Source organism: Pseudomonas sp. SB113 (genome assembly GCF_040754745.1).
Classification (GTDB): domain Bacteria; phylum Pseudomonadota; class Gammaproteobacteria; order Pseudomonadales; family Pseudomonadaceae; genus Aquipseudomonas; species Aquipseudomonas grimontii.
The window spans coordinates 228,625-255,282 of record NZ_JBFMHW010000008.1; the positions used below are offsets into that span (position 1 = coordinate 228,625).

The following is a 26,658-nucleotide window of genomic DNA, read 5'->3' on the forward strand; positions in this document are numbered from 1 at the left end:
ATCAATCCACAGATTGGGGAATCAGCCTTCTTCAAGCCACAGGCGAATCGGCTTGCCCTCGGCCGGCCAGAAGCGGGTCTGCTCGATCGGCGAGATGTCCCAGCGCTGTACGCCTTGCAGGGCCTGGAAGAAGCGCTGTTCCTGCTCCATCAAGGCCTCGGCGCAGAGCTTGCGGGTGCTGCCGAGCTTGCCGAAGCTGAGCTTTTCACCCTCGACGGTGTACGGCGCGAACCAGTGGTTGCAACCGCCATTGCCGTAGGCACGCCCATCGGCGCCGAGGGTGACGGTCAGGTGTGCGTAATCCATCAGCGGCCGCTCACCAATCCATTCCACCACGTAACTGTGATCCTGCTTGAGCTTGACCGCATCACCGGCGCAGCCACTCAGGGCCGCACCGACGGCGGCGAGCAGAAGCAGGCCTTTCATTGCCCGGCCTTCTGGCATTTCGGGCAGCGGTGCTTGTCGCCTTCGCTGGCCCAGCCCAACTCGGCAATGCGCGCGTTGGCGGCCGGTTGCAGCGGCTCCTTGGTCAACTTGGTTTCCACCGCGAATTCAAACTCCAGCACAGTTTCGCAGCTGTCGCAGTTGACCTTCCAGGTGTGAATCTCCAGCTCGCCGAACTTCGGTCCGCGGGCCATGGCGACCCACTGGCCTGCAGGGCGGATGGAGTAGCGTGCGTCACCTTCGACGGTAAGGCGCATGGACAAGGTTTTACTGCCGCGCAGGGTGACGATCAGCACGTCGTCATGCTTGATCGAACCACCGTTGCCGGTGACCTGGTAACGGCCCGGCACCAGGGCGCGGCATTCGATCAGGGTGTGTTGCGGGCTCAGCAAGCTGAAGCGGAAATCGTGTTCGGCCATGGATCCTCCAAATAGGCGCGGCATCCTATCACGGGTGCCCGCTGATCATGAGCCTGGTATGTGACCGCTGATCATCCTTCGACGAGGTTCTGCGCCCGGCCATCGGCCCACGCCGCAATATTGGTCAGAGTGGTGCCGGCAATCGCCGCGAGGGCCTCGCGGGTGAGGAACGCCTGGTGCGCGGTGATGATCACGTTGGGGAAGGTCAGCAGGCGCGCAAGTACGTCGTCCTGCAGGGGCAGGTCGGAGCGGTCCTCGAAAAACAGCTGGGCTTCTTCCTCATACACATCCAGCCCCAGGTAGCCGAGTTGGCCGTCCTTGAGCGCTTCGATCAGCGCCGGCGTGTCCACCAGGCCACCGCGACCGGTGTTGATCAGCATGGCGCCGGGCTGCATCTGCGCCAGGGAACGTGCGTTGATCAAGTGCTTGCTGTCGGCGGTCAGCGGGCAGTGCAGGCTGATGATCTGCGCCTGGGCCAATAGCTCCGGCAGGCTCACATAGTCAGCGCCGAGGGCCTGGACCTGCGGGTTGGGGGACGGGTCGTAGGCGAGCAACCGACAACCGAAGCCCGCCATGATCCTGGCGAACGTGGCGCCGATCTGGCCGGTGCCGACCACGCCGACGGTCTTGCCCACCAGGTCAAAACCGGTGAGGCCATGCAGGCTGAAATCGCCGTCGCGGGTGCGGTTGTAGGCGCGGTGCAGGCGGCGGTTGAGGGCAAGGATCAGGGCCACCGCATGTTCGGCGACCGCGTGGGGCGAATAGGCTGGGACACGTACGATGGTCAGGCCCAGGCGTTTGGCGGCAGGCAGGTCCACATGGTTGTAACCGGCCGAACGCAGCGCGATCAACCGCGTGCCGCCCTTGGCCAGGTGTTCCAGCACCGGGGCGCTGAGGTCGTCGTTGATAAAAGCGCAGACCACCTCGTGGTGTTCGGCCAGGGCGACGGTGTCGAGGTTGAGCCGGGCGGGTTGGAATTGCAGTTCCAGGCCGCGCGGCAAGGGTTCGCCGAGGAAACTGTCGCGGTCGTAGGCCTGGCTGCTGAAAATAATCACGCGCATCAAAAAGCTCCCTGCAATTTACGAGTAACAAACATGCGCCTCCCTCCTATCAAATCAGGCTCAGACGCTGACCCGCGCTTCACTGGCCAGCCGTGCGATGGCCATGTCCAGCTCGTCCAGCGCGGTCATGGCCCTGGCGTCGTCCTGCTTGAGCAGGGTTTCGGCGCGTTGGCAGGCGGCGCGCAGTTGCGGCACGCCACAGTAGCGGGTGGCGCCGTGCAGGCGGTGGACGCGTTCGATCAGGGCCAGGTTGTCTTTGGCGTCGCGGGCGACGTGAATGGCCTGACGGTCGGCTTCCAGGGAGGCCAGCAGCATGGCCAGCATGTCGGCCGCCAGGTCGGTCTTGCCGGCGGCCAGGCGCAGGCCTTCCTCGTGGTCCAGCACCGGCAATTGCACGCCTGGGCCCAGGCCTTCGACGGCGCGCTCCGGCACCTGGTTGCGCAGGGCCAGGCCGGTCCATTTCAGCACCACTTGGGCCAGTTGCCGTTCGCTGATGGGTTTAGTCAGGTAATCATCCATACCGCTTTGCAGCAAGGCGCGCTTTTCGTTGGCCATGGCATGGGCGGTGAGGGCGACCACCGGCAACGGCGTGCCATGGCGCTCGCTTTCCCACTGGCGGATCGCCTCGGTGCTCTGGCGCCCGTCCATGCCGGGCATTTGCACGTCCATCAGCACCAGGTCGAAGGTGTCCTGTTTCACCGCGTCGACCGCTGCGTAACCGCTTTCCACTGCTCGTACCTGCGCGCCCATGTCTTCCAGCAGGGTCTGCACCAACAACAGGTTTGCCGGGTTGTCGTCGACACACAGCACACGCGGAGCACGGCTGGACAATGGCTCGCCCGGTTCACTGCGTGACGGCCGCGGGCTGATCAGGTCGGACAGGGCACGGCGCAGCTTACGGGTACACGCCGGCTTGGCCTGCAACTGGCTGTTGGGGTTGGGCACCGACTCGTTGAACAGCATCTGTTCGGTGGTGGGGCACAACACCAGCACTTTGCAACCCAGGTGTTCGAGGTCCCACAGGTGCTGGTTGAGGCGCTCGGGCGGAATATCGTTGGCGGTGACGCCGAGTACCGCCAGGTCGATAGCCTGCTCGGTCTGGTGAGCGCTGGTGATACCGTTGGTCAGGCTTTCCAGGGTATTGAACGGCGTCACTTCCAGGCCACAATCTTCCAATTGGTGTTGCAGGGCCTGGCGCGCCAGTTCGTGGTTTTCCAGCACCGCCACGCGATGGCCCAGCAGCGGCGCGCAGGGCAGGTCTTCGACGTCGTCGCGGGTCTTGGGCAGGTTCAGGCTGATCCAGAATTCAGAGCCTTCGCCCGGCGTGCTGTCGACGCCGATTTCACCGCCCATCTGTTCGATCAAGCGCTTGGAAATCACCAGGCCCAGCCCCGTGCCGCCGGGTTGGCGCGACAGTGAGTTATCGGCTTGGCTGAACGCCTGGAACAACGCGCGCACATCCTGGCTGGACAGGCCGATGCCGGTGTCCTGCACGCTGATGCGCAGTTGCACGCTGTCTTCCTGTTCGTCCTCGACCATCGCCCGGGCGACGATGGTGCCTTCGCGGGTGAACTTGATTGCGTTGCTGATCAGGTTGGTCAGGATCTGCTTGAGCCGCAGCGGGTCGCCCACCAGCGCCAGCGGCGTGTCGCGGTAGACCAGGCTCACCAGTTCCAGCTGCTTGGCATGGGCGGCGGGGGCGAGGATGGTGAGGGTGTCTTGCAGCAAATCCCGCAGGTTGAAGGGGATGCTGTCGAGTACCAGCTTGCCGGCCTCGATCTTCGAGAAGTCGAGGATCTCGTTGATGATGCCGAGCAGATTGTCGGCGGATTTTTCGATGGTGCCCAGGTAATCCAGTTGGCGCGGGGTCAACTCGCTTTTTTGCAGCAGGTGGGTAAAGCCGAGTATGCCGTTGAGCGGGGTGCGGATTTCATGGCTCATGTTCGCCAGGAACTCGGACTTGATTCGACTGGCCTCCAGGGCCTCCTTGCGCGCCAGGTCCAGTTCGATGTTCTGGATTTCGATGGTTTCCAGGTTCTGGCGCACGTCTTCGGTGGCCTGGTCGATGCTGTGCTGCAATTCTTCCTGGGCGTTTTGCAGGGTTTCGGCCATGCGGTTGATGCCCGAGGCGAGCTGATCCAGCTCCTGGCTGCCCAAGGGTGGCAAGCGGGTTTCCAGGTTGCCGTCCTTGAGCTGGGCCACCGCTTGTTTGATCAGGCCAATCGGCGCGTTGATCGTACGGCTGATGCGCAGGGCCAGGGCTGCGGTGCAGATCAGCCCGATGGCAATCAACAACAGGCTGGCGAACAGGCTGCGATAGCCGCGCAGCAACATGCCGTTGTGGGACAACTCCACCTCGACCCAACCGAGCAGGCGATCGGCTTCATCGGGGATCAAATCGCCCGCCAGGTTGCGATGGCGACCAAACACCGGCAGCAGGTAGCGCGTGGCGTCGTTGCCGGTGCGCTGCAACAAGTGGGAACTGTTGCCGACCGGCGGCTGGTTGAGCATGGTCGGACCCGCGTGGGCGAGGGGCGCGCGGTCCGGCGCGAGGAACGCCACGGTACGCACGTCCGTCTGTTCCAGGGATTGGGTGGCGATACGCTCCAACAGATCGGTGTTCCTGCTGCTCATGGCGGGAGCCACCAGAGGCGCCAGTTGCTCGGCGATCATTTCGCCGCGTTGCAGCAGTTGGGCCTGCAACTCCGAGAGCTGCATCCAGGTGAAGTACCCCCCCAACAACAAGGCCATCAGGCTGGTTGGTAATAAGGTCAGCAACAGTACGCGGCCTTTTATCCCCATTCTTCTAAGCACGCCACTCTCCTGCTACCACACTGATATCAATCTTCCACGCGGGCATCCGGCCCGCGCCACCTGCGCAGTGTAGCCATTTGCGCGGTCTGGAATCTTGCAAATTCATCACAGGGGGCAGTCTTCGGACCATTTGATGCCGGGTAGCGACGGCCTGTGGCGGGGTTATCTTGAATAATCACTCATGGAGAAAACGTGCTTTGAAAAGGGTTGGCCAGTGTGTATCTGTCCTGGCGGGCGTGTTGACCTTCAACCGCGCCGCTGTTTGCGCTTTTTCCACTGGTGCGCGACCCACCAGCGCCAGTAACCCATGGTCAGGCAATAGGCCAATGCGCCCAACACGAGCCCCAACACCACCGAGCCCAGCAGGAAGGGCTGCCACAGCGTGCTCAGCTGGCCGCTGATCCACTCCCAGGTCAGGTCGTCGGGCAGGCTGCGCGGCGGCACATTCATCAGCCAGGCGCCGGTCATATAGGTGCAGATGAACACCACCGGCATGGTGATTGGGTTGGTCAGCCATACCAGACTGATGGCGATGGGCATGTTGCCGCGCACGGTGATCGCCAGCACTGCCGCCAGGAGCATCTGCAACGGGATCGGGATAAAAGCCGCGAACAAACCCACCGCCATGGCGCGTGCCACGGAGTGCCGATTCAGGTGCCAGAGGTTTGGGTCGTGCAGCAACGTGCCAAGAAACTGTAATGACTTGTGTTCCCTGATACTGGTTGGGTCGGGCATGTACCGTTTGAATAAGCGCCGGGGCATAAGGGGTCCAGGTCAGTTCGAGGGGCAAGTATGCCCGCATTCTATAAACAGAAAATTCAGACTTTGTGACAAAACATCATAGGACGCGCTGGGCACCCGTCTAAGACTGAGTGGATCACTTGAAAAGGAGGGTTCATGAAGACAGGGATGTTCGCGCTCGCGCTGGGGTTGCTGGCCCTGCGTTTTCTACCGGCGTTGCCGCCGACAGGGTGGCTGATAGCCATGCTGGTGCTGGCATTGATGCTATTGCCCTTTCGCACGTCGCCACTGGCATTTTTCCTACTGGGCTTGAGCTGGGCGTGCATCAGTGCGCAGTGGGCGCTGGATGATCGACTGCGCCCGGCGCTGGATGGCCAGACGCGATGGCTGGAGGGCCGTGTAACCGGGTTGCCGCAGCAGACGGGGACGGGCGTACGTTTTGAGCTGGCCGACAGCCAGGCGCGCAACGCGCGGCTGCCCAAGCGCATCCGTGTGTCCTGGCACGGCGGGCCGCCGGTACGCAGTGGCGAGCGCTGGCGTCTGGCCGTTACGCTCAAGCGGCCTTCCGGGCTGCTCAATTTTCACGGTTTTGATCAGGAGGCGTGGCTGCTGGCCCAGCGCGTTGGCGCCACCGGCTCGGTGAAGGATGGCGAGCGCCTTGCGCCGGCTCGTCATGCCTGGCGTGACACTGTCCGCCAACGCCTTATGGCGGTGGACGCCCAAGGCCGCGAGGCGGGCCTGGCGGCCTTGGTGTTGGGGGATGGCTCCGGACTGGCGGCCGAAGACTGGCAGGTGTTGCAGGACACCGGCACGGTGCACCTGCTGGTGATTTCAGGCCAGCACATTGGTTTGCTGGCAGGCCTGATCTACGGGTTGGTCGCGCTGCTTGCACGCTACGGTTGCTGGCCCCGCACCTGGCCGTGGCTGCCTTGGGCGTGCGGCCTGGCCTTTGCCGCCGCGCTGGGGTATGGCCTGTTGGCAGGGTTTGGCGTGCCCGTGCAACGGGCCTGCGTCATGGTGGGGCTGGTGCTGTTGTGGCGCTTGCGCTTTCGTCACCTGGGGTTCTGGTGGCCATTGTTGCTGGCACTTAATGGGGTGCTGATCCTGGAGCCATTAGCCAGCCTGCAGCCCGGGTTCTGGCTGTCCTTTACGGCTGTCGCTGCGCTGGTCCTGGGATTTGGTGGGCGGTTGGGGCCGTGGAGTGTCTGGCAGGCATGGACACGTCCCCAGTGCTTGATTGCCGTTGGTCTGTTTCCTGTGCTGCTGGTGCTCGGTTTGCCCGTCAGCGTAAGTGCGCCTCTGGCTAACCTGATTGCCGTGCCGTGGATCAGCCTCGTGGTGTTGCCACTGGCGTTGCTGGGGAGCGCATTGTTGCCGCTGCCGCATGTGGGGGAGGGCTTGTTGTGGCTGGCGGGTGGGGCGCTTGACGTGTTGTTCCGGGGCCTGGCATGGCTCGCAGGGCAGATGCCTGCCTGGATACCGGCCGAGGTGCCCCTGGGTTACTGGCTGATCAGCCTGTTCGGCGCGGTGCTGTTATTGCTGCCCAGAGGCGTGCCGTTTCGGCCACTGGGCTGGCCGCTGCTGTTGTTGGCGGTATTTCCACCCCGCGAGCCGGTGCCCCATGGGCGGGTGGAGGTGGTGCAGTTGGATGTCGGGCAGGGTCAGGCATTGATCCTGCGTACTCGCCATCACACGTTGCTCTACGATGCCGGCCCGCGTTCGGGGGCGGTTGACCTCGGTGCCCGCGTGGTCGTGCCCGCGTTGAAAAAGCTCGGCGTAGGGACGCTGGATATGATGCTGCTGAGCCATGCCGACGCCGATCATGCCGGCGGGGCGTCGGCTGTTGCCCGAGGGTTGCCGATCAGACGTGTCGTGGGCGGTGAAACCGAGGGCTTGCCCGCGTTTCTCGCAACCCAGCCCTGTGTCAGCGGTGAACAGTGGATCTGGGACGGTGTGTCATTCGAGCTGTGGCAGTGGCCTGATGCGATTAAAGGCAACTCCAAGTCCTGTGTTCTGCAGGTCCAGGCCAATGGTGAGCGAATGCTGCTCACCGGGGATATTGATCGGGCAGCCGAGCGAGCATTTCTCGCCTCATCGTTGGCCGTGCGCACCGATTGGTTGCAATCCCCGCACCATGGCAGTCGCAGTTCGTCGTCATGGCCTTTTCTACAGCGGCTGGCACCCACGTCGGTGCTGATTTCCCGCGGGCGTGGCAATGCGTTCGGCCATCCTCACCCGCAGGTGGTTGAGCGCTACCGGGCACTGGGCAGCCAGCTGTATGACAGTGCCGAGCAGGGCGCGGTGCGTGTGCAACTAGGGGCTTTCGAGCCACCGACTGTTGCGCGTAGTCAACGCCGTTTTTGGCGCGAAACGTTACCGTAACCCAGCCTTACTAAAGACCGGCGGCTGGGACAGACGGGTCCACGGCCGCCGAACCCCGCCGCCGAACCTATATGGTAAAGTGGCGCACTTTTTCGAGGGGACATTCACTGTGTGGGAATTGGTCAAATCTGGCGGCTGGATGATGTTGCCAATCATCTTGAGTTCCATCGCCGCACTCGGCATCGTTGCCGAACGTTTGTGGACCCTGCGCGCCAGTCGCGTTACCCCCGAGCATCTGCTGGGGCAGGTCTGGGGCTGGATCAAGAACAAGCAACTGGACAAGGAAAAACTCAAGGAACTGCGCGCCGACTCGCCGCTGGGTGAAATCCTCGCCGCTGGCCTGGCCAACTCCAAGCATGGTCGCGAGATCATGAAAGAGTGCATCGAAGAGGCCGCCGCCCGTGTCATCCATGAGCTGGAGCGCTATATCAACGCCCTCGGCACCATCGCGGCCATGGCGCCGTTGCTCGGTTTGCTGGGGACGGTGCTGGGCATGATCGATATTTTCAGCTCGTTCATGGGCTCGGGCATGTCCACCAACGCGGCCGTATTGGCCGGGGGCATCTCCAAGGCCCTGATTACTACGGCGGCGGGCCTGATGGTCGGTATTCCCTCGGTGTTCTTCCACCGTTTCCTGCAGCGGCGCATCGATGAACTGGTGGTCGGTATGGAGCAGGAAGCCATCAAGCTGGTGGAAGTGGTGCAGGGCGACCGTGATGTGGACCTGATTGGGGGCAAAGCGTGAAATTTCGCCGCAAGCAACGGGAAAATGTTGATATCAACCTCGCGTCGTTGATCGACGTGGTGTTTATCCTGCTGCTGTTTTTTGTCGTCACCACCACCTTCACCCGGCAGACCGAACTGCGCGTCGACCTGCCGGAAGCCGTGAGTGGTTCGCCGGCCGAAGACCAGGAAGTCAAGCAACTGGACATCGCCATCAGCGCCGACGGGGCGTTTTCGGTGAATAACCAGTTGCTGGAGAAAAACGACCTCGCCAGCCTGATCGCTGCCCTGGAGAAAGAGTCCGGTGGTGATACCAAAATGCCGTTGTCCATCAGTGCCGATGGCAAGACCCAGCACCAGGCCGTGATCACCGCGATGGACGCCGCCGGCAAGCTCGGTTTCAGCCATCTGCGCATGAGCACTGTCGAGGCGGCGAGCCAACCCTGATGGCCATGTCCGATCGTTTGCTCAAGGCCTGGTACGAGGGCCATCCGGCGCTCGCGTTGTTGCGTCCGCTGGAGTCGTTGTATCGCCGGGTGGTGCAGCGTAAGCGCGCGCGGTTCCTGGCGGGAGAGGGCGAGATCTATCAATCGCCGGTGCCAGTGGTGGTGGTCGGTAATATCACCGTGGGCGGCACCGGCAAGACGCCGTTGATCCTGTGGTTGATCGAACACTGTCGGCGCAGTGGCCTGCGGGTAGGGGTGGTCAGTCGCGGGTATGGCGCCAAGCCGCCGCAGTTGCCATGGCGCGTCGAGGCCGGCCACAGCGCCACGGTGTCGGGTGATGAGCCTTTGTTGATCGTGCAGCGCTGCGGCGTGCCCCTGATGATCGATCCCGACCGCAGCCGTGCGGTGAAGGCCTTGCTTGCCAGCGAAACCCTCGATTTGATCCTTTCCGACGACGGCCTGCAACACTACCGCCTGGCCCGTGACCTGGAATTGGTGCTGATCGACGCCGCCCGTGGCCTGGGCAACCGCCGTTGCCTGCCGGCCGGGCCATTGCGCGAACCGGTTGAGCGTTTGCACAGTGTTGATGCGCTGCTCTACAACGGTGCCGGCTCGGATCGCGACGATGGCTTTGCGTTTCGCCTGCAGCCCACCGCACTGGTCAACCTGCGCAGCGGCGAACGCACGTCGGTGGCGTACTTTCCTGAGGGGCAGCAGATACATGCGGTCGCCGGTATCGGCAACCCACAACGTTTCTTCAACACCCTCGAAACGCTACACTGGCAGCCGATTCCCCATGCTTTTGCCGACCACGCGCCCTACAGCGCCGAGGTCTTGAATTTTACGCCGTCATTGCCACTGGTCATGACCGAGAAGGACGCGGTGAAGTGCCGCGCCTTTGCCCAGCCCGACTGGTGGTACCTTGCGGTAGATGCGGTGCCGTCGCCGGCGTTCGTCGCCTGGTTCGACATGCAGCTGATGCGCCTGCTGCCCGCCCGTCTTTTGCCTTAAACGCTTCTTTCCAGGAAACACTCATGGACACCAAACTGCTCGACATCCTCGCTTGCCCGATCTGCAAAGGCCCGCTCAAGCTCAGCGCCGATAAAACCGAGCTGATCAGTAAGGGCGCCGGCCTGGCTTACCCGATCCGTGATGGCATCCCGGTGATGCTGGAAAGCGAAGCCCGCACCCTGACCACCGACGAGCGCCTGGATAAATGACCACAGCCTTTACCGTTGTCATTCCTTCCCGCTACGCCTCGACGCGCCTGCCGGGCAAGCCGCTGCAACTGATCGGCAGCAAACCGATGATCCAGCTGGTGTGGGAACAGGCCTGCAAAAGCAGCGCTCAGCGCGTCGTGGTGGCCACTGATGACCCGCGCATCATCGAAGCCTGCAAAGGGTTCGGCGCCGAAGCGGTACTGACCCGTGAAGATCACAACTCCGGCACCGATCGCCTGGCCGAAGTGGCCACGCAGCTTGGCCTGGCGTCAGACGCCATCGTGGTTAACGTGCAAGGCGACGAGCCGTTGATCCCGCCGGGTGTGATCGACCAGGTGGCCGCCAACCTGGCCGCCCATGGTGAAGCGCGTATGGCTACCCTGGCCGAACCGATTGAAGACATCGACACCCTGTTCAACCCGAACGTGGTGAAGGTGGTCAGTGATGTCAACGGCCTGGCGCTGACCTTCAGCCGTTCGACCTTGCCCTGGGCGCGCGACGCCTTCGCCAAGAACCCTGACGTGCTGCCGGAAGGCGTGCCGTACCGCCGCCATATCGGTATCTACGCCTATCGTGCGGGTTTTCTGCATGACTTCGTCAGATGGGGCCCGTGCTGGTTGGAAAATACCGAATCCCTGGAGCAACTCCGAGCCCTTTGGCATGGCGTACGTATCCACGTGGGGGACGCCCTGGAAGCACCACCTGCGGGTGTCGATACCCCGGAAGACCTTGAACGCGTCCGTCGCCTGTTGGGGGCCTGATGGAGGTTCTGTTTGTCTGCCTGGGCAATATCTGCCGCTCGCCCACCGCTGAGGGCGTACTGCGCCATAAATTGCGCGAAGCCGGGTTGGCGGGGCTGGTCGAGGTGGCGTCCGCCGGTACCGGCGAATGGCATATCGGCAATCCGCCGGACCAGCGCAGCCAACGTGCGGCGCTGGTGCGCGGCTACGATCTGTCGGCCCAGCGTGCCCAGCAGGTCTCCCGCGCCGACTTTGCGCGCTACGACCTGATCCTGGCCATGGACAACAGCAACCTGCGCAATCTCAAGGCCATGCAGCCCACTCAGGGCAAGGCGGAATTGGACCTGTTCCTGCGCCGCTATGACGCGGAAGTGGACGAGGTGCCGGATCCCTACTACGAAGGCGAACAAGGCTTCGAACGGGTCCTGGACCTGATCGAGCGGGCGTGTGATTTATTGGTGATCGAATTGAAGGGACGGTTATGACCTTGCAAGTACTGGCGCAGGTGTCGCTCAAGCCATTCAACAGCTTTGGCATTGATGTGCGTGCCCAACTGTTTGCCGAAGCCCACAGTGATGCCGATGTACGCGAGGCACTGGCCTATGCGGCGACCCAGGCGTTGCCCTTGCTGGTGATCGGTGGTGGCAGCAACTTGCTGCTGACCCAGGACATTCCTGCCTTGGTGTTGCGCATGGCCACCCAGGGCATTCGGGTGCTGCAGGATGATGGCGTGCAGGTGGTGATCGAAGCCGAAGCCGGCGAAGCCTGGCACCCGTTTGTACTGTGGACCCTTGAACAGGGCTTCTGCGGCCTGGAAAACCTCAGCCTGATTCCCGGTACCGTGGGCGCTGCCCCCATGCAGAACATCGGTGCCTACGGTGTGGAGATCAAGGATGTCTTTGCCGGCTTGACCGCCTTGGACCGCCAGACGGGCGAGCTGCGCGACTTCAGCCTGGAAGAATGCAACTTTGCCTACCGTGACAGCCTGTTCAAGCACGAAACCGGGCGCTGGCTGATCCTGCGGGTACGCTTCGTCTTGAGTCGCGCCAGCCACCTCAAACTCGACTACGGCCCAGTGCAGCAGCGCCTGGCAGGGCAGGGGATCACCGAGGTCACGCCGAGCGATGTCAGTCGCGCGATTTGCAGCATCCGTAGCGAAAAATTGCCCGACCCGGCAGTGCTTGGCAATGCCGGCAGCTTCTTCAAGAACCCGCTGGTATCGAAGGCCCAGGCTGAAGAGTTACAGGCGCTGTATCCGGACCTGGTGGCCTACCCGCAGGCGGATGGGCAGATGAAACTGGCCGCTGGCTGGCTGATCGACAAGGCCGGCTGGAAGGGCTTTCGTGACGGCGATGCCGGCGTGCATACGCTGCAGGCGCTGGTGTTGGTCAACTATGGCGGCGCCACAGGGCACGATATAGCCAACCTGGCCCAGCGTATCCAACGGGACATCGCCGAGCGTTTCAAGGTCGAGCTGGAAATGGAACCCAACCAGTACTAATACCGTGAAAACAAAAATGCCCCGCATCTTTCGATACGGGGCATTTTTTATGCAGCGAGTAAATCAGTCGTCGCGGCTCATGATGCCGAAGATCTGCAACAGGCTGATAAACAGGTTGTAGATCGACACATACAGGCTGACGGTTGCCATGATGTAGTTGCGTTCACCGCCGTGGATGATGGCGCTGGTCTGGAACAGGATGCACACGGAGGAGAACAGCACAAAACCCGCGCTGATCGCCAGTTGCAGGCCGCTGATCTGGAAGAACATGCCTGCAACCACCGCCGCCAGCAACACGAAGAAGCCTGCGGTGATGAAGCCACCCAGGAAGCTCATGTCCTTGCGGGTGATTAGCACGTAGGCCGACAGACCACCAAACACCAGGGCCGTCATGGCAAACGCCGAGCTGACCACTTCCGCACCGCCGGCCATGCCGAGGTAGCGGTTGAGGATCGGGCCGAGGATAAAGCCCATGAAACCGGTCAACGCAAACGCAGACACCAGGCCCCAGGCCGAGTCACGCAGCTTGTTGGTCAGGAAGAACAGGCCATAGAAGCCGATCAGTACGACAAAGATATTCGGATAGCCGACCCGCATCTGCTGGGCCACGAACGCCATCACGCCGCTGAATGCGAGGGTAAGGGCGAGCAAGCCATAGGTGTTGCGCAACACGCGGCTGACTTCAAGCTGCTCAGCCTGCGCGTTGCCATTCACTGCGTAATTCTGTTCGCGCATGGCGACACTCCTTCGGTTTTGAAACGTTCAGTCGCAAAGATCATAACAGACGCTCTGTAACAAGCTATGGCGAGAGTTTGACAGTGTGTTTCATTCGGGTATTATGGCGCCCGCTGAGACAGGATGGGCTACTCTAATCCTGTGACGCACAAGGGAAATTGGCAGAGTGGTTGAATGCACCGGTCTTGAAAACCGGCGAACGTTAATAGCGTTCCCAGGGTTCGAATCCCTGGTTTCCCGCCAAGATTTAAACGAAAGCCCCGCAATGCGGGGCTTTTGTGTTTCTGGGGTTTGGGTGGAACACGACGGTTTTTGAGAGGCGTTCCGAAACTTTGCCTATTTGGAGGGTGCTGGATGGCATCACCTTCACCGTTACGACGTTGCCCATTCTACGTTCCGATGCATTGCTGAGCACAGGATCGCTGTATCTATTCGACTTGGGGCATAGCTTGGGTGGTGTGAGCGGAGTGCCGGCATCGGGAGCTGTTATCCCGAATATCGCTTACGCCGAAGCGGCAGCGGTGCTTGGCGCGGGTACCGAGAGCAGCTTGGCGGGGGTGTTCAGCAGGAATGCGGTCGCAGCTGACGCTCTGTTTGAGCGGACGCCCAAGAAGGGCCTGCACACCATTTACAGCCAGGTGAATAACGCGGTAAGTGGTCATGGTTCACAGATCAATGTCGCAGCTGCGATCCGCGACTACATCATCGCTAACAAGACCCACCTGTTCTATTTCTCGGTATGGGCGCACCGGACACGTGCAGCAATCGCAACCGGTCACCGGTACATGGAGATCGATAGCGGCGGCAACTTCCTGGGGTACATGAGTGGCGCCGGTAACACCGGCAAGGCTTCCGGGCTTTACAACGTCGTCGGCGGTGCCAACGCCGTGGCCAACCGGTACTCCTCGATGCGAGCGTCCGCTGGTAGCGGTGATACGGTTGCGGCAGCGGCCGGGAGCATTATTTTCGGTAACGGTGGGTCAGGTTCCGCGCTGACCAATCAATGCCCCTCGGACATCTTCTATCGCGGCTACTGCGAGGATCTGACTGTGTCGGGGCGAACCTACGCAGACGTCGACGCCCTCGACAAGGCGTTATGGGATGCCGCTTTCGCTGCAGGTGGCCGGTTTGCTGGTGACACCTTCACGGCACCGTCGACTTTCCCATAGCTGGCCAGGTAAACCTATAAGCCCGCCGCAACTCATGGTTTGCGGCGGAAGCGGAATTTTTCCCAGCCATTTTTGAGCCTGAAAGTTCCGGTGTCTCCTCTGAGAGCGTAAAGACACGCTCTGTAACAAGCAGTAAATCGAGCGAATCCAAGGCGTCTGATTCTTTTATAGACCCAAACCCATCCGTGGCGATTGGTAGTTTTGGTGGGCCTCAACACGATTGACGTATTCCTTGTAGGGTTAATTTGGCGCAGATGATAGCGATGTGCCCCACCACAAAGGCTGTCAATTAATAACAGGACGGAACTTCTTATCACGACGAGATTCCTGGCCACATTCGTTTGAGTGCAGCGCCGTATAAAACGAATTCAACAGAGTTTCTTTCACCTCTAATCCCCGCCGTTGTGCGGGTTTTTTTCGTCTGGAGAAAAGGCTATGGCACGACTCTCGACCACTCAAGCGGGCAGCCGCAATGCGTTGGCCCTCCTCGACATGCTGGCTTGGTCCGAGGGGACCAGCACATCGCCGGCCACAGCCCTGGATGGCTACGACGTCATCGTGACGGGCATCGACAGGAAGCCTGAGATCTTCACGGATTTCAGTGATCACCCCTTCGCAAAGGGGCGCCCGTCGAAGGTCATTAACAGCAAGGTTCTCACCTCGAATGCCTCGGGCCGTTACCAGCAGATGCTCAAGGACTGGCCGTATTACCGAACGTTGTTGGCCTTGCCTGACTTCAGCCCTATCAGCCAGGACCTGCTGGCTCTGCAGCACATCCGCGAGTGCCGCGCACTACCGGACGTGCATGCCGGCCGGGTCGAATCCGCGATCGCAAAGTGCCGGAATATTTGGGCAAGCCTGCCTGGTGCAGGGTATGGCCAGCGTGAACACCGGCTTGCCGATCTGATCCAGCAGTACCGCCTGGCGGGTGGAGCACTGTCATGACGGCATTACGGAAAGTGTCCCAGTGCCTGGCCCAAGTCGAGGAGGATCGTCTGTATTTTGAGTGTCCAGGCTGCGGCATAGCTCATGGGATTTCGCATGGCGCAGGGGTTGGTCCACGCTGGGGGTGGAATGGGAGCTTGGACGCGCCAACGTTCACGCCGAGCATCCTGGTCCGATACACCTGGTCTGACGGCCCTCGGGTTTGCCATTCCTTCGTGACCGGTGGGCGCATTCAGTTTCTTGAGGACTGCATTCACCATCTGGCGGGGCAGACCGTCGACCTACCCGATTGGGAGGATGAGTAATGCTGACCACACCACAGAAATTGGCGGTCTTATTGATTGCTATGGCTATTGCGTTCGGCGGGGCCTGGCAGATGCAAGCGTGGCGTTACACGGGAAAGCTCGCGAGCCAGGCCGCGCTGCTGGCTGACGATCTAAACAACCTTACCCAGGCCGCGCTCCGCCAGCAGCAGACCGAACAGGACAAGCGCCTGGCCACAGAGCAACAACTCGCCGTCTCCGATCAACAGCACACCCGAGAACTGTCCGATGCCAAACGTAATCAGGCTCTGTTGCGTGACCGCCTTGCTACTGCTGATGTGCGGCTGTCAGTCCTTCTCGACGCCAAAGACCCAGCCAGTGGCTGCAACGTGCCTGCCACCCCCGGCGCCGGCGGCGTGGTTCATGCAGCCGGTCGAGCCCAACTTGACCCTGCGCATGCTCAACGAATTATCGGCATCACCGATGCCGGCGACCAAGGACTGATCGCTTTAAAAGCGTGCCAGGCATATATAAATGCCGTAATGCGATAACCTATACGTATGCTGCGAGTACGATAGTAATAGTTCTACGTAGAAATAGAGTTTGCGTGCTGTGTAAATGAAGGGCGCTGTTTGGTCAACGTAAAATCAGTTCAAGCTCCGGCTACTGTTTCTCTGCACGCGAAATCTTTCCATCACCCACCTCATCTGAATAGCTTAATAATTTAACTTCCATGTCATGATAGTTTAACGCCATCGTCATAATTTCGTTCGCACCTGTCTCATCCCCCTGTGTAAGAAGGGTTTCCGCTATTCTTAGAAGGTCGATGCTGGCCCATTTTAGAAGAGCGGCCGCTTCTCTGAGGTCTCGGCTAAGCTGCTGACATGGTTTAGGGAGCGACATAGGCTATGTGCTCATCAGACCTCTTAACTCAGCTACTGCAAGCTTTAACTTCTCTGCTTGGGACAAAACAGCCTCTCCCAGGCTGTCAAGTCCGTTATCTTTTAACACTGTACCCTCACGTGTCAAGCCTTCAGCCGCCTGTTCGAGTTTTCTTGCATATAGCTCAACCTGAAAGTTAGCCGAATGCCCCATAAACGTTCTCCAACTTAGGTGATTTGGACCAATACAGTCCTATGCGAATACATAATCTAATACGCTATTTAGTACGCCGCAACAACCTCTGCCTTTTGCCAATAATTGTAAGTTTTTTGTAAATAGTTAACCTTTGCGCTGTTTTGGTGCGCACGCTCAAGTCTGGTGCGCTATGCTTTTTTATGCGGGTGATCAACATTTTTTTGGCGCCATAAAAAGTGCAAAAAGATTTTGCCAGCCCGTCATGTATTTTCTTATTTTTCTTATTTGCAGATTTGGTTGTTTTTAGGCTAAAGATAGCTCGTCGTCCGTCGACATAAGAGGTGACACGCCTTTAGCGTGAAACGCTCCGTTATCTAATGATGCTTCGTTAGGAGAAGGTCATGACCAGCAGCAACCAAATGGCTCGTTCCGGGTTGACCGTTAAGTGGCGGTTGATGCTCTCCACTTTCATCATCATTGCCGCTTTCTTTGGATTGTCGGCTTATCTGATTTATCAGATAAAAGTAGCGACTGATAATACCGGTGCGTTGTTTAATCAGGACTTTGCTAATATGGAGAAAGTCGATGGTATTGATGGTCTGCTCACTAGGGCAGATATCAATATTCTACGGATGATTGCAATAGGTGACCCCATACAGATTCCTGAATGGAAAAAACAGAACGAAAGTTCATTTTTTCAGATTGATGATTTAGTTTCTTCTCTGGCAGGACGAGCATCCGGCGCACCTTCAAATAATGATGCTGAAAAACTTAAAAGTGATTATGAAAAGATGCGTGACGGCATGCGCCATCAAACTGCTGTTATTGAGTCGGGCGATATTGCTGGTGCTGCGAAGGTTAACCGAGAGGAAGTGAAGCCTTTTGCGGAGCGGGTTTTCCAGACGCTTCACTCGATGCGCGAGCTGGGAAAAAATCAAGCAGGTCAGAGGTATAAGGAGCAATTAGCGAGTGCTGATTTCACGCGCGGGATGGCCTTAGTTACGACGCTTTTAATAGTGGTGCTTAGCGTTATTATTACTCTATTGACCACGCGTAGTATTATTGGATCAATCGGCGGTGAGCCTAGCATGGTTGCTGATTTTACTCGTAATATCGCCGAAGGTGATCTCACCAAATCGATCACGGTTTCGAAAGGCGATGAAACCAGCGTCGTATTTGCGGTAGGTGTAATGCAGCAACAGCTAAGACAAACACTACAGCAAATCTTTAATTCGTCGAAACAACTCTCTGACGCTGCCGAAAAATTGACGACTGTTACTGAAGTTAGTGCTAGTAGCATGAAACGTCAAAATGATGAATTGGATATGGCTGCAACAGCGGTGAATGAGATGACCAGCGCCGTCGAAGAGGTTGCGCGTAACGCTGAACATACCGCTCGTTCCTCGGGAAGCGCTACCGGCGCAGCAGAAGAGGGTATGGCACTAGTTAGGCAAACCTCTATAGCAGTCGACAATGTGGGGAATGACATCGGCAAGACATCGAATTTGCTAGGGGATTTGGCGGAGCAGTCTCGTGATATAGGCAAGGTTCTAGATGTCATTCGGGGCCTTGCAGAACAAACAAATTTACTGGCATTAAACGCTGCGATCGAAGCGGCGCGAGCGGGGGAGGCAGGTCGAGGCTTCGCAGTGGTAGCCGATGAAGTCCGTGCGCTCGCCCATCGCACACAACAGTCAACTACTGAGATAGAGCGTTTGGTAACTAATGTTCAGAATGGTACAGAGCTTGCTGTAGGTTCTATGATCAGTAACACTGAGCTTGTGACAAAAACACTTAGCATTGCAGAAGGCGCCAACGAAGCGCTGGGTAGAATTAATTCAGCTGTAAGTGAAATCAATGATCTAAACCTTGTGATTGCCAGTGCATCGCAAGAGCAGGCGCATGTTGCGCGAGAGGTCGATCGCAATCTGGTAAATATCCGTGATCTGTCCGCTCAGTCAACTCAAGGCGCTGCTCACACGATGGGGGCGAGTCAAGAGTTGTCGCGCTTGGCTACAGATCTTAGTGCAATTGTTAGTCGTTTTCGACTGAGCTAACAAGTCAGGCTGATTTGGGAGTTACCTGTTAAAGACTTTTCTTGGGCTAATGGGTGACCTCTACATTTGTGGAGGCTCGCCCAAGAGCTACCTGTCCCAGCAGAACTGGATATCAGCATCTATCAGATTGCAGTTTTACCACTAGCCCAGTTCCGCCAGTCTGAGGGCATATCAGGTTCTCAAAGAAGTATTTACAACGAAGTAAAGGAGCGGCCGGGCAAGATGCGTCAACATCTAACCCGGTCACTTTCCCCGCAGACCATACCTGCAAGTCCAGCCAAGGCTCCTGCTTCGTGCACAAAGCGATATGAGCCTAGCACTGTTTATCCATACAGCAAAGGTCTTGCTTTTATGTCCTCCCCCATTATCCCTTGGATGGGCGGCAAACGCCGTCTGGCCGACCGCCTTATCCCTCTCTTCCCACCCCACGAATGCTACGTTGAAGTCTTTGCCGGCGGCGCCGCGCTCTACTTCATGCGTCCTCAGGCCGCCCCAGTTGAAGTCCTCAACGACATCAACGGCGACCTGGTGACGCTGTACCGCGTCGTGCAGAACCATCTGGAAGAATTCGTGCGCCAGTTCAAGTGGGCGCTCAGCTCGCGACAGGTATTCGAGTGGCAGAAGATGACCCGCCCTGAAACCCTCACAGACATTCAACGCGCCGCTCGTTTTTTCTACCTGCAGCACCATGCCTTTGCCGGCAAGGTGACAGGACAGACGTTTGGTACCGCAACCACTGGCCCGGCCATCAACCTGCTGCGGATCGAGGAGAACCTCTCGGCAGCATGGCAGCGGTTGTCCGGCACTTACGTCGAAAACCTCCCCTGGCTTGACTGCGCCGAGCGTTATGATCGCGCGCATACGTTCCACTACATGGATCCGCCTTACTGGCAGACCGCCGGCTATGGCGTGGATTTCCCCTTTGATAACTATGAGCTGATGGCTCAATTCATGAGGCGCAGCCAGGGCAAAGTGATGGTCAGCATCAATGACCACCCTGACATCCGGCACGTGTTTAAGGGGTTTCACTTTGAGACAGTGGACATCAGGTACAGCACGGCGAATCAGCGGCAGGGGAAAGCCGATGTCAGCGGAGAACTCGTGATCATGAATTGGGAGCCCGCCGCGCTGGGTGGGCTGTTCTAGGCAGAAGTCACCGTCGACAAGATAAATCGCTTCTGCCTACAAGAAAGAAGTCTCAGCACCGAAGCGAATGAGCGCGATTATGGTTGGACTTTGACGATTTATAACAGAATGTTGTCATGGCTTTTTTGCGACTGAAGATGATATCGAGAAGCTACTAAGCTAAGTGGCTTTTTTATGAAAACTCTACTGACTATAGGTTCTGCTCTGGTCGTCTCAGTGCCGCCTCTTGTTTTTGCGCAGAAATATCCAGTCAAAACACTTCAGGCCAATACGACTATTTGCTTTGATCGCAGCGATTGGGAAGAAATGGTTGCTGCATCTGTTGATCAGGATGCTGCTGCTGCGGCATCTCGACTTGTCTCTTCTGAAGCATGTCGTGTGGTATCTAAGTCAACTTGGGTGTTGTGCCTCGATAAGGCTGGAAATTCGGGATCATTGATCCAAATGCCTAGTGGCAAAGGGGCCCTCACATCGAATTCTTTCCTCAAGTAACCGCTCAGGAAACAGGCAAAAATCATACGCCAGTTAATTTCCTATATGCAAAATCAACTATAAGCCTGAGTGTAGAGAAGCCCTATGGCCCTAGTAAATCAGGATTGTGGGGCTTTTTTTGTTAGTGTTCCAACCCAAATAGGGCTGCACTTAGCAGTTTATTCCTTATCGATACGGTCCCATTCGTTCGCGGACTGTTCGTGCTCGTTGATGCAGTTCTCGCAAAGAAGGCTTCCGTAGTAGCCCTCTTGTTCCAGGGCTGTTGCGAGCTCTTTACCGTCAAGCACTATCTGGCACTCATTATGGTATCCGCCTGGGTCCGTCACTCCTTCGCATGTCCTCTGGAGATGGGGCGCAATGACTGCCTTTTGAGGGGCACTCAACTGGTCGAAACCCTGGTCTACGGCGAGCTTGGCTATTCCGCTCACCTTGGCGTCTTCGTTATCCAGATGGCCTTTGTCAAGAAGCTGTTTCAAAACCTCGATCTCATCACTCATTGATTTCACCTCAGGTCATGCGCTGTATGAGGCATAACGGTATCACCAAGGATGAAAGCTTAGGACAAATTTTTGGCTGAGGCTGTTGGCGCGGCAACCTTGCACACACCAGATGTGCTCGATGTCGGACATGGTTGCAAAATGCTATCAAGTTATTTTTGTTGCGGCCGATAGGCTTTTAACCTTCTCTGTAGAGCATGGAATCATGACGCTACGTAATCTTGGTATTGCCCTGCGGGCATCACTTTTTTTCACCCTCTTGGCTTTGCTCGTCCTCTTTCTCGGTGTAATGAGCCTGAACAAAATGGCTGATCTGTATCACGCGACGCAGTCCATCGCGAGGGATGCATTGACCCCCACCCGGCTTCTGGGCGAGCTTGCGGACACGACAACGCGCTTTCGCACGATGTCATATGTGGTGATGGTCAACCGTACTCAGGCCGACATTGAAAAGTCAGACGCGCGTTTGGAAGTGTTGACTAATAAGGCCAAGCGAATTATCGATGATTACGGCCCGCTGGTTAGCGGAGATGAAGAAGCTGCCAAGTTTCTTGAGTTCAAGGAAGCGCTTGGTAATTATCTCACAGCTCAGGACAAACTGCGGCAGGCTTCGCTTGCCAAGCGCGAAGCTGAGATTTCGGAGTTGATCAGTGGGGATCTAAAGCGTTACTCGGATCAAATGGCTCCGCTAGTAGATTGGCTGCTGGAAGTAAACCGTAAGGACTCGGAGGCTGCAGTAGCTGAATCCTCCAACGGCTACGCTACCGCACGTAACGTCATTATAGGAGTACTTATACTTACGGCCATTATGACCGCCTTGCTGGCGGTCATCCTGACGCGCAGCATTATTCGTCCTCTCAATGATGCCGTACGGGTGGCGGAGGACGTGGCGCGAGGTGATCTTACCCAGTCCGTGAAAGCCCAGGGGTGTGACGAGGTAACACGCCTGCAGCAAGCTCTAAAAACTATGCAGGCTAACCTTCGCGATACCTTGCAGCATATCTCCGGTTCGGCGACCCAAGTGGCATCGGCGGCCGAAGAACTTCACGCGGTGACCGAGGAAGGTTCTCGGTCGCTTCGGCAACAGAATGACGAGATTGAGCAAGCCGCCACTGCTGTCAATGAGATGACCACCGCAGTTGAAGAGGTTGCCAGCAATGCAGTGAGTACATCGATCGCTTCGCAACAGTCCAGCGCTTCGGCGATACAGGGCCTTCAGCGAGTCCAGGAAACGGTTAATGCTATTCAGCAGATGAATAAAGACGTCGAAGTGACGGCTGAGCAAGTTCGCAGTCTTGCTGAGCAGACGCGGGACATTGGCAAGGTGTTGGATGTCATCCGGGCCATCGCTGAGCAAACCAACCTTTTGGCCCTCAACGCGGCTATTGAGGCTGCCCGAGCGGGTGAGGCTGGGCGAGGCTTTGCCGTCGTTGCCGACGAAGTGCGGGCACTAGCCCACCGCACTCAGAAATCCACTCAGGAAATTGAGGTGATGGTTGGCGACATACAGCGAGGCAGCAGTCAGGCGGTAGAATCGATGCAAAACAGTAGTATTCGTGCCCAGAGCACGCTCGATGTGGCGCGCAGTGCGGGTGATGCTCTGGAGGAAATCACCCGCAGTGTTGGCGAAATCTCCGATCGTAATCTAGTCATAGCCAGTGCCGCTGAAGAGCAGGCCCAGGTGTCCCGGGAGGTTGATCGCAACTTGGTTAACATCCGTGATTTGTCAGCGCAATCCTCGGCGGGTGCCAGTCAGACCAACTCTGCGAGCCATGAGCTGTCGAGCTTGGCGGTTGAACTGAATCAGAGGGTTGGGCGGTTCAAAATCTAAATAGGGCCACTTCTGGTGTTCGCTGCGGTTTCGGTCAGAATAGGGCCGCAATAGGCCGCATGGGGCAACAAAGTTGTGCTGGGTTTATTGATTTTGACGGTCCAGAGCGTTCCTAAGTGATTATCGAAGGGGTTCGAATCTGGCCCTACGGCCGCATTCGAGCCGTAGCAGCCCCTCACACCTAGCAGCAGTCTGCCAAATTGCAAACATAAATCCGTAACCAACAAATGGCTGGCTATGGCACGAATCAGGCTGACGGGAGATAGGTACACCAGAGCTTCTTATCCTCGGCATTCCTACCGGGCTTCCAATAAACCTCGCCAGACAACTCGTTAGGCACCTTGTAGACGAGCTTCGTGTTGAGCTTGATGAGAGGGTTCAGCGACCGCAAACGGATTCCGTAGCCATCGCTCATGATGGTTTCAGTAGTATCGAATTTGAAATCTTTGTCATCCTTGCTGATGAACAAGCTGCCTTCAAGTGGTAGCCGACCTTCGTTGTCAGTGTTCTTGAAGGTCGCGTTCACGGTTAGGAATCGCGCATCAGGATCTGGCTTCACGGCGGAGTAGCGGTTGCCGGTATCGATTGATTTGCTGATGGTGCAGTCATTAACCGTCACATCGAAGTAGCCTACTTGACCATGCATGGCTTCCTGCTTCGCTTTAAGCCCTTTGAGGTAGCTTGTGGCATAGATGTTGTAGCTGTTCGTCGCGGTGTCGCCAATGGCGTATATCCGGCAGAAGAGAGTATCGGCGGTGTCCTTGGTCCACTTATGGTTCTTGTTCTGCTCAATGCCCGCATTTTCAGCCACGGTAAGGTCATGGGTCATCTGCAATGCAAGCCCTTTCTGACTAGCTAGATCCTTGATTTTCAGAACATCGGCATTGAAGTCTGAGCCTTTCCGGCGTGCGTAGAAGTCGGCCAAAATCGCATCTCTACCAAGCGCGAAGCGCAGAATCTGTGCTGTCGAAATGTCCTTCTGGTTAGAGAAAAAGTAGTCGTTCTCTCCCTCTGTGAGATTAGACCCATCGAACGTTACGGCTGAACAATCAAGCAGTTCAGTCTTCGTTTTGCCCTTCTGGGCACTTGTGGCAGAGGCGAAGCCGGGTATTGAGAGACTGATCATCAGAGCCAAGGTAAGGCGACTGCGGCACATTTCAAATCCTTTTTGCAAGTGGTGTGATGGGCGAAGCCTATTCGTATGGCAAGAAGCTATCAACCGAGTCGTCCCGCATTTTATAAACGCGCTCAAATGACTGCTTTTGGCCGATTGTGTTGAAAAAGTCGGCTTTCCCGAAACACTCGAATATTTAGGGATGAAAACACCTCAGTTGCACGCTGCTATGCGAAATCTGAGTCCTGGGCCTTCTGCCAAAAAATTCAGATTTCAATCTCAGGCACGTACTTTTCTGGCGCGGAATTCGAAGCCGACTTTTTCAACAGAATCGGCCGAAAGCCGTCGCGATGTATTTCGTAAATCTTTTGCATTTCTGTGGCTTGAGTTCATTCGGCAGGACGCCGAGGAAGGGCAAAAACAGTTCCCAAACTCAAAACTCACCCCTTGCAGAATGCGGCCTGTAGCTTGATCGGTGGCCGTGAGTAATGGAACGCCGACGGCCTTCGGGACGTCGGCCCGCGTGAGTTTGCATAGCGGTCTTGAAAACCGGCGAACGTTAATAGCGTTCCCAGGGTTCGAATCCCTGGTTTCCCGCCAAGATTCAAACGAAAGCCCCGCAATGCGGGGCTTTTGTGTTTCTGGGGTTTGGCGACCTCGGGCTTTGGGGGCGGGCGATGACCATTGTTCTTCGCGCAAAAAACCAACCCGGTGTCGAGAACTGTGTGAACCCATCCGCATTAACCCGTATGCACAAGGAACGATGCTAATTAGCCATGCTCCAACCATCCGTGCCAAGCCTGCCCAGTGGGGGCATGGCTCAATCGGCTCCGCGTAAACGGCGGCGTGCGCTACTCCATTACAAGGACGCAAGCTTTATGCAGTCATCCCCCTCCCAAGCGCCTTCCGCCACCGGCGAACTGATCGCCAGTTTCCGTCACGGCAAGGGTTTTCTGATTTTCAGTTTGATATTTGGCGTTGTGTTGTTAGGTCTCGCCGGGTTTGTGTTGTATCTGGGCACGATCCTGCCACCGGGCAATGAGGGGCCGGTCAGTCTCCAACCGTCCCGTGGCATGGCCTTCAGTTTCAGTAACCCACATACCTTGATTTACGCCACCAGCGCTTTGCTGGCCGTTCTCGGGCTTGGTGTATTTGCCGCTTACGCCTGGCACAGGAAACTGCGCGCGCCGCGTTACACAGTGTATGAGCACGGCATCGAGCGCATCATCGACGATCAGCGGGAATACACCGCCTTTGCCGAGATTGACGACCTGTATCTGTTTGGCTCCGGGCAAACCGTGCTGACCGGCATGATCACCAACGTGGCCTACCGTCGTAATGCCACCGAGCCGTTTCATCGGGTGATCGAGAGCCTCAAGGGCTTTCACGACTTCCAGCAGTTGGTCCGTGAGCTGCACGTACGCGCAAGTCTGCCGGGGGTAGTGGCGACGCTGGAGTCGGGCGGGGCGGTCAGGTTCAATTGCATCAGCTCCGGGCAGGTCTGGGGCAAGCGTGTCACCGGCAACTTCCTCAAAATCACCACGACGCCGATTGTGGTGAGCCAGGATTTTCTCGAATACCAGGGGCGCATAGTGCCGATGTCGTCGCTGCTTACCGTCGACCTCAACGCCTGGACCGAAAAGGTGGTGATCAAGGACGAGAGTGGCAAACCCGTGTTGTCGACCATCGCCACCGGCATTCTGAGCCACGATCTGTTCCTCAATACCCTCGATGCCGTGTTTGCGGCTGAAGAACAAAAACGCGAGCCGGCGTGAGCCGGCAGCGTCAAGGATGAGTACTAAACGATGATCTATCGCGGCGCAGGCTGGCTGACGCTGTTCACACCGGTGGCCATGGTGTTGTTGCTGATGGGGTTGTGGCCCGACCCCAGCGTCAAACCCGGCAATACCTCATTGATGCAACTGCTGATGGGGGTGGGGATTGGCTCGGGTATCAACACCGTGCTGGGCTTTGTACTGAATCGGCAGGTGCATGAAGATGGCGTGCGCCATCACTTCTTTTTCATGCCCATGCAGTGGCCGGCGCTGGCGATCATGATTGTCTGCGCGGTGATTGCCCTGCTCAAGTAAGGCTGCCGACCGCTTCGGCAGGGGCGGCGGCTTCTTGCCCAGCCTGGCCTTCATCACCACGTCGCGACTGTCGTAGTACCGTCTACCCAGCCATCCCCGGAGCCTGCTGGATGAATCGCCAACGCCCACCCCGCCTCGTCGTAACGCCTCCAGCGGTGCCAGGCACTGAATACCCTGCCGGGCACCCACCTGTCTGGCACTACGGCCCGGATGTACCGATCGTTGGCAGCAGTGGTCGGGGTATTTTAGGTTTCTGCATTGGGCTGTTTATGCTTTTGCCGGGCTATGTGCTGGCGATGTTGCTCTTTGTCGGGCTCGGAGCGCTACAAAGTGCGCCGTCCAGCGATGGGGCGAGCTTCACAACGTCCTCGCTCCTCCTGTGCATGCTTGGCACTGCAGTGCTCATCGGTGCGATGTTTGCGTGGATGGCCTCTGCGCCTCATGTGCAGGCCTTTACGTTCGATGAACGCCAGCAACTGCTTACACTCATCGTCATCCGTCGTGGTCGCAGACCCACCGAAGTGCGTGTGCCATTTAGCGACATCATCTACGTCTGCCCCTACGTGCTCGCCCGGTTTGATCGCGATGGGCATTTGCGCGTCGTGTGTCAGGGGCCGAAGGACAAGCTGTTCGAATATCAATTGGGAGAGAGTATCTCTCTGGACGAAATGGCGTTTCATGCTGAGTGGTTGCGGGGAATGATAGGGGAGCGGATGCACGAACCATTGAACTTGGACAAGTGACGCACGTA

At 57.9% G+C, this 26,658-nt stretch carries 27 protein-coding genes and 1 tRNA gene; 20 read left to right on the forward strand and 8 right to left on the reverse strand.

Annotation, left to right across the window (positions count from 1 at the left end; genetic code table 11):
* Positions 1 to 21: 21 nt before the first annotated feature.
* The 5 genes from AB1462_RS13475 to AB1462_RS13495 form a co-directional block, all read right to left on the reverse strand.
* On the reverse strand, positions 22 to 426 hold the full coding sequence (locus AB1462_RS13475; protein ID WP_090402871.1) for an META domain-containing protein: 405 nt from the start codon (positions 424 to 426) through the stop codon (positions 22 to 24).
* On the reverse strand, positions 423 to 863 hold the full coding sequence (locus tag AB1462_RS13480) for a hypothetical protein (protein WP_367246833.1): 441 nt from the start codon (positions 861 to 863) through the stop codon (positions 423 to 425). Before AB1462_RS13480 ends, AB1462_RS13475 begins: the two co-directional genes overlap by 4 nt.
* A gap of 71 nt (positions 864 to 934) precedes the next feature.
* Complete coding sequence (locus tag AB1462_RS13485; RefSeq protein ID WP_367246835.1) at positions 935 to 1,924, reverse strand: 2-hydroxyacid dehydrogenase; 990 nt, start codon at positions 1,922 to 1,924, stop codon at positions 935 to 937.
* 60 nt (positions 1,925 to 1,984) lie between these two features.
* Positions 1,985 to 4,738, reverse strand: coding sequence for a response regulator (locus AB1462_RS13490; RefSeq protein ID WP_090402875.1), 2,754 nt, complete (start codon positions 4,736 to 4,738; stop codon positions 1,985 to 1,987).
* A 246-nt stretch (positions 4,739 to 4,984) separates the two neighbouring features.
* Complete coding sequence (locus AB1462_RS13495; protein ID WP_027607322.1) at positions 4,985 to 5,500, reverse strand: DUF2062 domain-containing protein; 516 nt, start codon at positions 5,498 to 5,500, stop codon at positions 4,985 to 4,987.
* Positions 5,501 to 5,635: 135 nt separating this feature from the next.
* Between AB1462_RS13495 and AB1462_RS13500 the strand changes: the two genes are divergently transcribed.
* The 8 genes from AB1462_RS13500 to murB all read left to right on the forward strand — a co-directional run bounded on the left by AB1462_RS13500 (position 5,636) and on the right by murB (position 12,491).
* A complete protein-coding gene (locus AB1462_RS13500) occupies positions 5,636 to 7,861 on the forward strand; it encodes a DNA internalization-related competence protein ComEC/Rec2 (RefSeq protein ID WP_367246836.1) in 2,226 nt (741 codons plus the stop codon).
* Between the two features lie 109 nt (positions 7,862 to 7,970).
* Positions 7,971 to 8,606 carry a MotA/TolQ/ExbB proton channel family protein gene (locus tag AB1462_RS13505; protein ID WP_090402877.1) on the forward strand — a complete coding sequence of 212 codons (636 nt, stop codon included), beginning with the start codon at positions 7,971 to 7,973 and terminating at the stop codon, positions 8,604 to 8,606.
* Positions 8,603 to 9,031, forward strand: a complete 429-nt coding sequence (locus tag AB1462_RS13510) for a biopolymer transporter ExbD (RefSeq protein WP_090402879.1) — start codon at positions 8,603 to 8,605, stop codon at positions 9,029 to 9,031. The genes AB1462_RS13505 and AB1462_RS13510 overlap by 4 nt, the downstream gene beginning before the upstream one ends.
* A complete protein-coding gene (gene lpxK, locus AB1462_RS13515; RefSeq protein WP_315337851.1) occupies positions 9,031 to 10,041 on the forward strand; it encodes a tetraacyldisaccharide 4'-kinase in 1,011 nt (336 codons plus the stop codon). The genes AB1462_RS13510 and lpxK overlap by 1 nt, the downstream gene beginning before the upstream one ends.
* A 23-nt stretch (positions 10,042 to 10,064) precedes the next feature.
* The gene (locus tag AB1462_RS13520) at positions 10,065 to 10,250 is read left to right on the forward strand and encodes a Trm112 family protein (RefSeq protein WP_003174668.1); all 186 of its coding nucleotides are present in this window, start codon (positions 10,065 to 10,067) and stop codon (positions 10,248 to 10,250) included.
* Positions 10,247 to 11,011, forward strand: a complete 765-nt coding sequence (gene kdsB, locus AB1462_RS13525; protein ID WP_315337852.1) for a 3-deoxy-manno-octulosonate cytidylyltransferase — start codon at positions 10,247 to 10,249, stop codon at positions 11,009 to 11,011. Before AB1462_RS13520 ends, kdsB begins: the two co-directional genes overlap by 4 nt.
* Entirely contained in the window at positions 11,011 to 11,475 is a 465-nt protein-coding gene (locus AB1462_RS13530) for a low molecular weight protein-tyrosine-phosphatase (protein ID WP_090402886.1), read from the forward strand. The genes kdsB and AB1462_RS13530 overlap by 1 nt, the downstream gene beginning before the upstream one ends.
* Positions 11,472 to 12,491 carry a UDP-N-acetylmuramate dehydrogenase gene (gene murB, locus AB1462_RS13535; RefSeq protein ID WP_315337853.1) on the forward strand — a complete coding sequence of 340 codons (1,020 nt, stop codon included), beginning with the start codon at positions 11,472 to 11,474 and terminating at the stop codon, positions 12,489 to 12,491. The genes AB1462_RS13530 and murB overlap by 4 nt, the downstream gene beginning before the upstream one ends.
* A gap of 63 nt (positions 12,492 to 12,554) precedes the next feature.
* On the opposite strand, the gene AB1462_RS13540 is transcribed toward murB, so the two are convergent.
* Positions 12,555 to 13,226 carry a Bax inhibitor-1/YccA family protein gene (locus AB1462_RS13540; RefSeq protein WP_003174664.1) on the reverse strand — a complete coding sequence of 224 codons (672 nt, stop codon included), beginning with the start codon at positions 13,224 to 13,226 and terminating at the stop codon, positions 12,555 to 12,557.
* Between the two features lie 152 nt (positions 13,227 to 13,378).
* Here AB1462_RS13540 and AB1462_RS13545 point away from each other — a divergent pair.
* From AB1462_RS13545 to AB1462_RS13580, 8 genes are all read left to right on the forward strand, one after another.
* Positions 13,379 to 13,469: transfer RNA gene (locus AB1462_RS13545), tRNA-Ser, on the forward strand.
* Between the two features lie 35 nt (positions 13,470 to 13,504).
* Entirely contained in the window at positions 13,505 to 14,395 is an 891-nt protein-coding gene (locus AB1462_RS13550) for a hypothetical protein (RefSeq protein ID WP_367246838.1), read from the forward strand.
* Between the two features lie 435 nt (positions 14,396 to 14,830).
* Positions 14,831 to 15,340: a glycoside hydrolase family 104 protein gene (locus AB1462_RS13555; protein WP_367246840.1), complete on the forward strand. Its 510-nt coding sequence runs from the start codon at positions 14,831 to 14,833 to the stop codon at positions 15,338 to 15,340.
* Positions 15,337 to 15,645, forward strand: coding sequence for a DUF6527 family protein (locus AB1462_RS13560; RefSeq protein ID WP_367246842.1), 309 nt, complete (start codon positions 15,337 to 15,339; stop codon positions 15,643 to 15,645). The genes AB1462_RS13555 and AB1462_RS13560 overlap by 4 nt, the downstream gene beginning before the upstream one ends.
* 2 nt (positions 15,646 to 15,647) lie before the next feature.
* Entirely contained in the window at positions 15,648 to 16,154 is a 507-nt protein-coding gene (locus tag AB1462_RS13565; protein ID WP_367246865.1) for a lysis system i-spanin subunit Rz, read from the forward strand.
* A gap of 927 nt (positions 16,155 to 17,081) precedes the next feature.
* Positions 17,082 to 18,737 carry a methyl-accepting chemotaxis protein gene (locus AB1462_RS13570; protein ID WP_367246843.1) on the forward strand — a complete coding sequence of 552 codons (1,656 nt, stop codon included), beginning with the start codon at positions 17,082 to 17,084 and terminating at the stop codon, positions 18,735 to 18,737.
* 351 nt (positions 18,738 to 19,088) lie between these two features.
* Positions 19,089 to 19,883: a DNA adenine methylase gene (locus tag AB1462_RS13575; RefSeq protein WP_367246845.1), complete on the forward strand. Its 795-nt coding sequence runs from the start codon at positions 19,089 to 19,091 to the stop codon at positions 19,881 to 19,883.
* Between the two features lie 174 nt (positions 19,884 to 20,057).
* Positions 20,058 to 20,375 (forward strand): hypothetical protein, encoded by a 318-nt coding sequence (locus AB1462_RS13580; RefSeq protein ID WP_367246846.1) that lies wholly within the window; start codon positions 20,058 to 20,060, stop codon positions 20,373 to 20,375.
* Between the two features lie 158 nt (positions 20,376 to 20,533).
* On the opposite strand, the gene AB1462_RS13585 is transcribed toward AB1462_RS13580, so the two are convergent.
* The gene (locus AB1462_RS13585) at positions 20,534 to 20,872 is read right to left on the reverse strand and encodes a hypothetical protein (RefSeq protein ID WP_367246849.1); all 339 of its coding nucleotides are present in this window, start codon (positions 20,870 to 20,872) and stop codon (positions 20,534 to 20,536) included.
* A gap of 205 nt (positions 20,873 to 21,077) precedes the next feature.
* Between AB1462_RS13585 and AB1462_RS13590 the strand changes: the two genes are divergently transcribed.
* The gene (locus AB1462_RS13590) at positions 21,078 to 22,703 is read left to right on the forward strand and encodes a methyl-accepting chemotaxis protein (protein WP_367246867.1); all 1,626 of its coding nucleotides are present in this window, start codon (positions 21,078 to 21,080) and stop codon (positions 22,701 to 22,703) included.
* Between the two features lie 247 nt (positions 22,704 to 22,950).
* On the opposite strand, the gene AB1462_RS13595 is transcribed toward AB1462_RS13590, so the two are convergent.
* A complete protein-coding gene (locus AB1462_RS13595; RefSeq protein ID WP_367246850.1) occupies positions 22,951 to 23,859 on the reverse strand; it encodes a hypothetical protein in 909 nt (302 codons plus the stop codon).
* A gap of 836 nt (positions 23,860 to 24,695) precedes the next feature.
* Here AB1462_RS13595 and AB1462_RS13600 point away from each other — a divergent pair.
* The 3 genes from AB1462_RS13600 to AB1462_RS13610 all read left to right on the forward strand — a co-directional run bounded on the left by AB1462_RS13600 (position 24,696) and on the right by AB1462_RS13610 (position 26,650).
* Complete coding sequence (locus tag AB1462_RS13600) at positions 24,696 to 25,592, forward strand: hypothetical protein (RefSeq protein ID WP_367246851.1); 897 nt, start codon at positions 24,696 to 24,698, stop codon at positions 25,590 to 25,592.
* Positions 25,593 to 25,622: 30 nt separating this feature from the next.
* Positions 25,623 to 25,907, forward strand: coding sequence for a hypothetical protein (locus AB1462_RS13605; protein WP_367246853.1), 285 nt, complete (start codon positions 25,623 to 25,625; stop codon positions 25,905 to 25,907).
* Between the two features lie 110 nt (positions 25,908 to 26,017).
* Complete coding sequence (locus AB1462_RS13610) at positions 26,018 to 26,650, forward strand: hypothetical protein (protein ID WP_367246856.1); 633 nt, start codon at positions 26,018 to 26,020, stop codon at positions 26,648 to 26,650.
* Positions 26,651 to 26,658 lie beyond the last annotated feature (8 nt).

What these genes read in the sequence shown, in the direction of transcription:
- AB1462_RS13475 (WP_090402871.1), bottom strand. Translation starts at nt 426, where the DNA reads ATGAAAGGCCTGCTTCTGCTCGCCGCCGTCGGTGCGGCCCTGAGTGGC.
- AB1462_RS13480 (WP_367246833.1), bottom strand. Translation starts at nt 863, where the DNA reads ATGGCCGAACACGATTTCCGCTTCAGCTTGCTGAGCCCGCAACACACC.
- AB1462_RS13485 (WP_367246835.1), bottom strand. Translation starts at nt 1,924, where the DNA reads ATGCGCGTGATTATTTTCAGCAGCCAGGCCTACGACCGCGACAGTTTC.
- AB1462_RS13495 (WP_027607322.1), bottom strand. Translation starts at nt 5,500, where the DNA reads ATGCCCCGGCGCTTATTCAAACGGTACATGCCCGACCCAACCAGTATC.
- AB1462_RS13500 (WP_367246836.1), top strand. Translation starts at nt 5,636, where the DNA reads ATGAAGACAGGGATGTTCGCGCTCGCGCTGGGGTTGCTGGCCCTGCGT.
- lpxK (WP_315337851.1), top strand. Translation starts at nt 9,031, where the DNA reads ATGGCCATGTCCGATCGTTTGCTCAAGGCCTGGTACGAGGGCCATCCG.
- AB1462_RS13520 (WP_003174668.1), top strand. Translation starts at nt 10,065, where the DNA reads ATGGACACCAAACTGCTCGACATCCTCGCTTGCCCGATCTGCAAAGGC.
- kdsB (WP_315337852.1), top strand. Translation starts at nt 10,247, where the DNA reads ATGACCACAGCCTTTACCGTTGTCATTCCTTCCCGCTACGCCTCGACG.
- AB1462_RS13530 (WP_090402886.1), top strand. Translation starts at nt 11,011, where the DNA reads ATGGAGGTTCTGTTTGTCTGCCTGGGCAATATCTGCCGCTCGCCCACC.
- murB (WP_315337853.1), top strand. Translation starts at nt 11,472, where the DNA reads ATGACCTTGCAAGTACTGGCGCAGGTGTCGCTCAAGCCATTCAACAGC.
- AB1462_RS13540 (WP_003174664.1), bottom strand. Translation starts at nt 13,226, where the DNA reads ATGCGCGAACAGAATTACGCAGTGAATGGCAACGCGCAGGCTGAGCAG.
- AB1462_RS13555 (WP_367246840.1), top strand. Translation starts at nt 14,831, where the DNA reads ATGGCACGACTCTCGACCACTCAAGCGGGCAGCCGCAATGCGTTGGCC.
- AB1462_RS13560 (WP_367246842.1), top strand. Translation starts at nt 15,337, where the DNA reads ATGACGGCATTACGGAAAGTGTCCCAGTGCCTGGCCCAAGTCGAGGAG.
- AB1462_RS13570 (WP_367246843.1), top strand. Translation starts at nt 17,082, where the DNA reads ATGACCAGCAGCAACCAAATGGCTCGTTCCGGGTTGACCGTTAAGTGG.
- AB1462_RS13575 (WP_367246845.1), top strand. Translation starts at nt 19,089, where the DNA reads ATGTCCTCCCCCATTATCCCTTGGATGGGCGGCAAACGCCGTCTGGCC.
- AB1462_RS13580 (WP_367246846.1), top strand. Translation starts at nt 20,058, where the DNA reads ATGAAAACTCTACTGACTATAGGTTCTGCTCTGGTCGTCTCAGTGCCG.
- AB1462_RS13585 (WP_367246849.1), bottom strand. Translation starts at nt 20,872, where the DNA reads ATGAGTGATGAGATCGAGGTTTTGAAACAGCTTCTTGACAAAGGCCAT.
- AB1462_RS13590 (WP_367246867.1), top strand. Translation starts at nt 21,078, where the DNA reads ATGACGCTACGTAATCTTGGTATTGCCCTGCGGGCATCACTTTTTTTC.
- AB1462_RS13595 (WP_367246850.1), bottom strand. Translation starts at nt 23,859, where the DNA reads ATGTGCCGCAGTCGCCTTACCTTGGCTCTGATGATCAGTCTCTCAATA.
- AB1462_RS13600 (WP_367246851.1), top strand. Translation starts at nt 24,696, where the DNA reads ATGCAGTCATCCCCCTCCCAAGCGCCTTCCGCCACCGGCGAACTGATC.
- AB1462_RS13605 (WP_367246853.1), top strand. Translation starts at nt 25,623, where the DNA reads ATGATCTATCGCGGCGCAGGCTGGCTGACGCTGTTCACACCGGTGGCC.
- AB1462_RS13610 (WP_367246856.1), top strand. Translation starts at nt 26,018, where the DNA reads ATGAATCGCCAACGCCCACCCCGCCTCGTCGTAACGCCTCCAGCGGTG.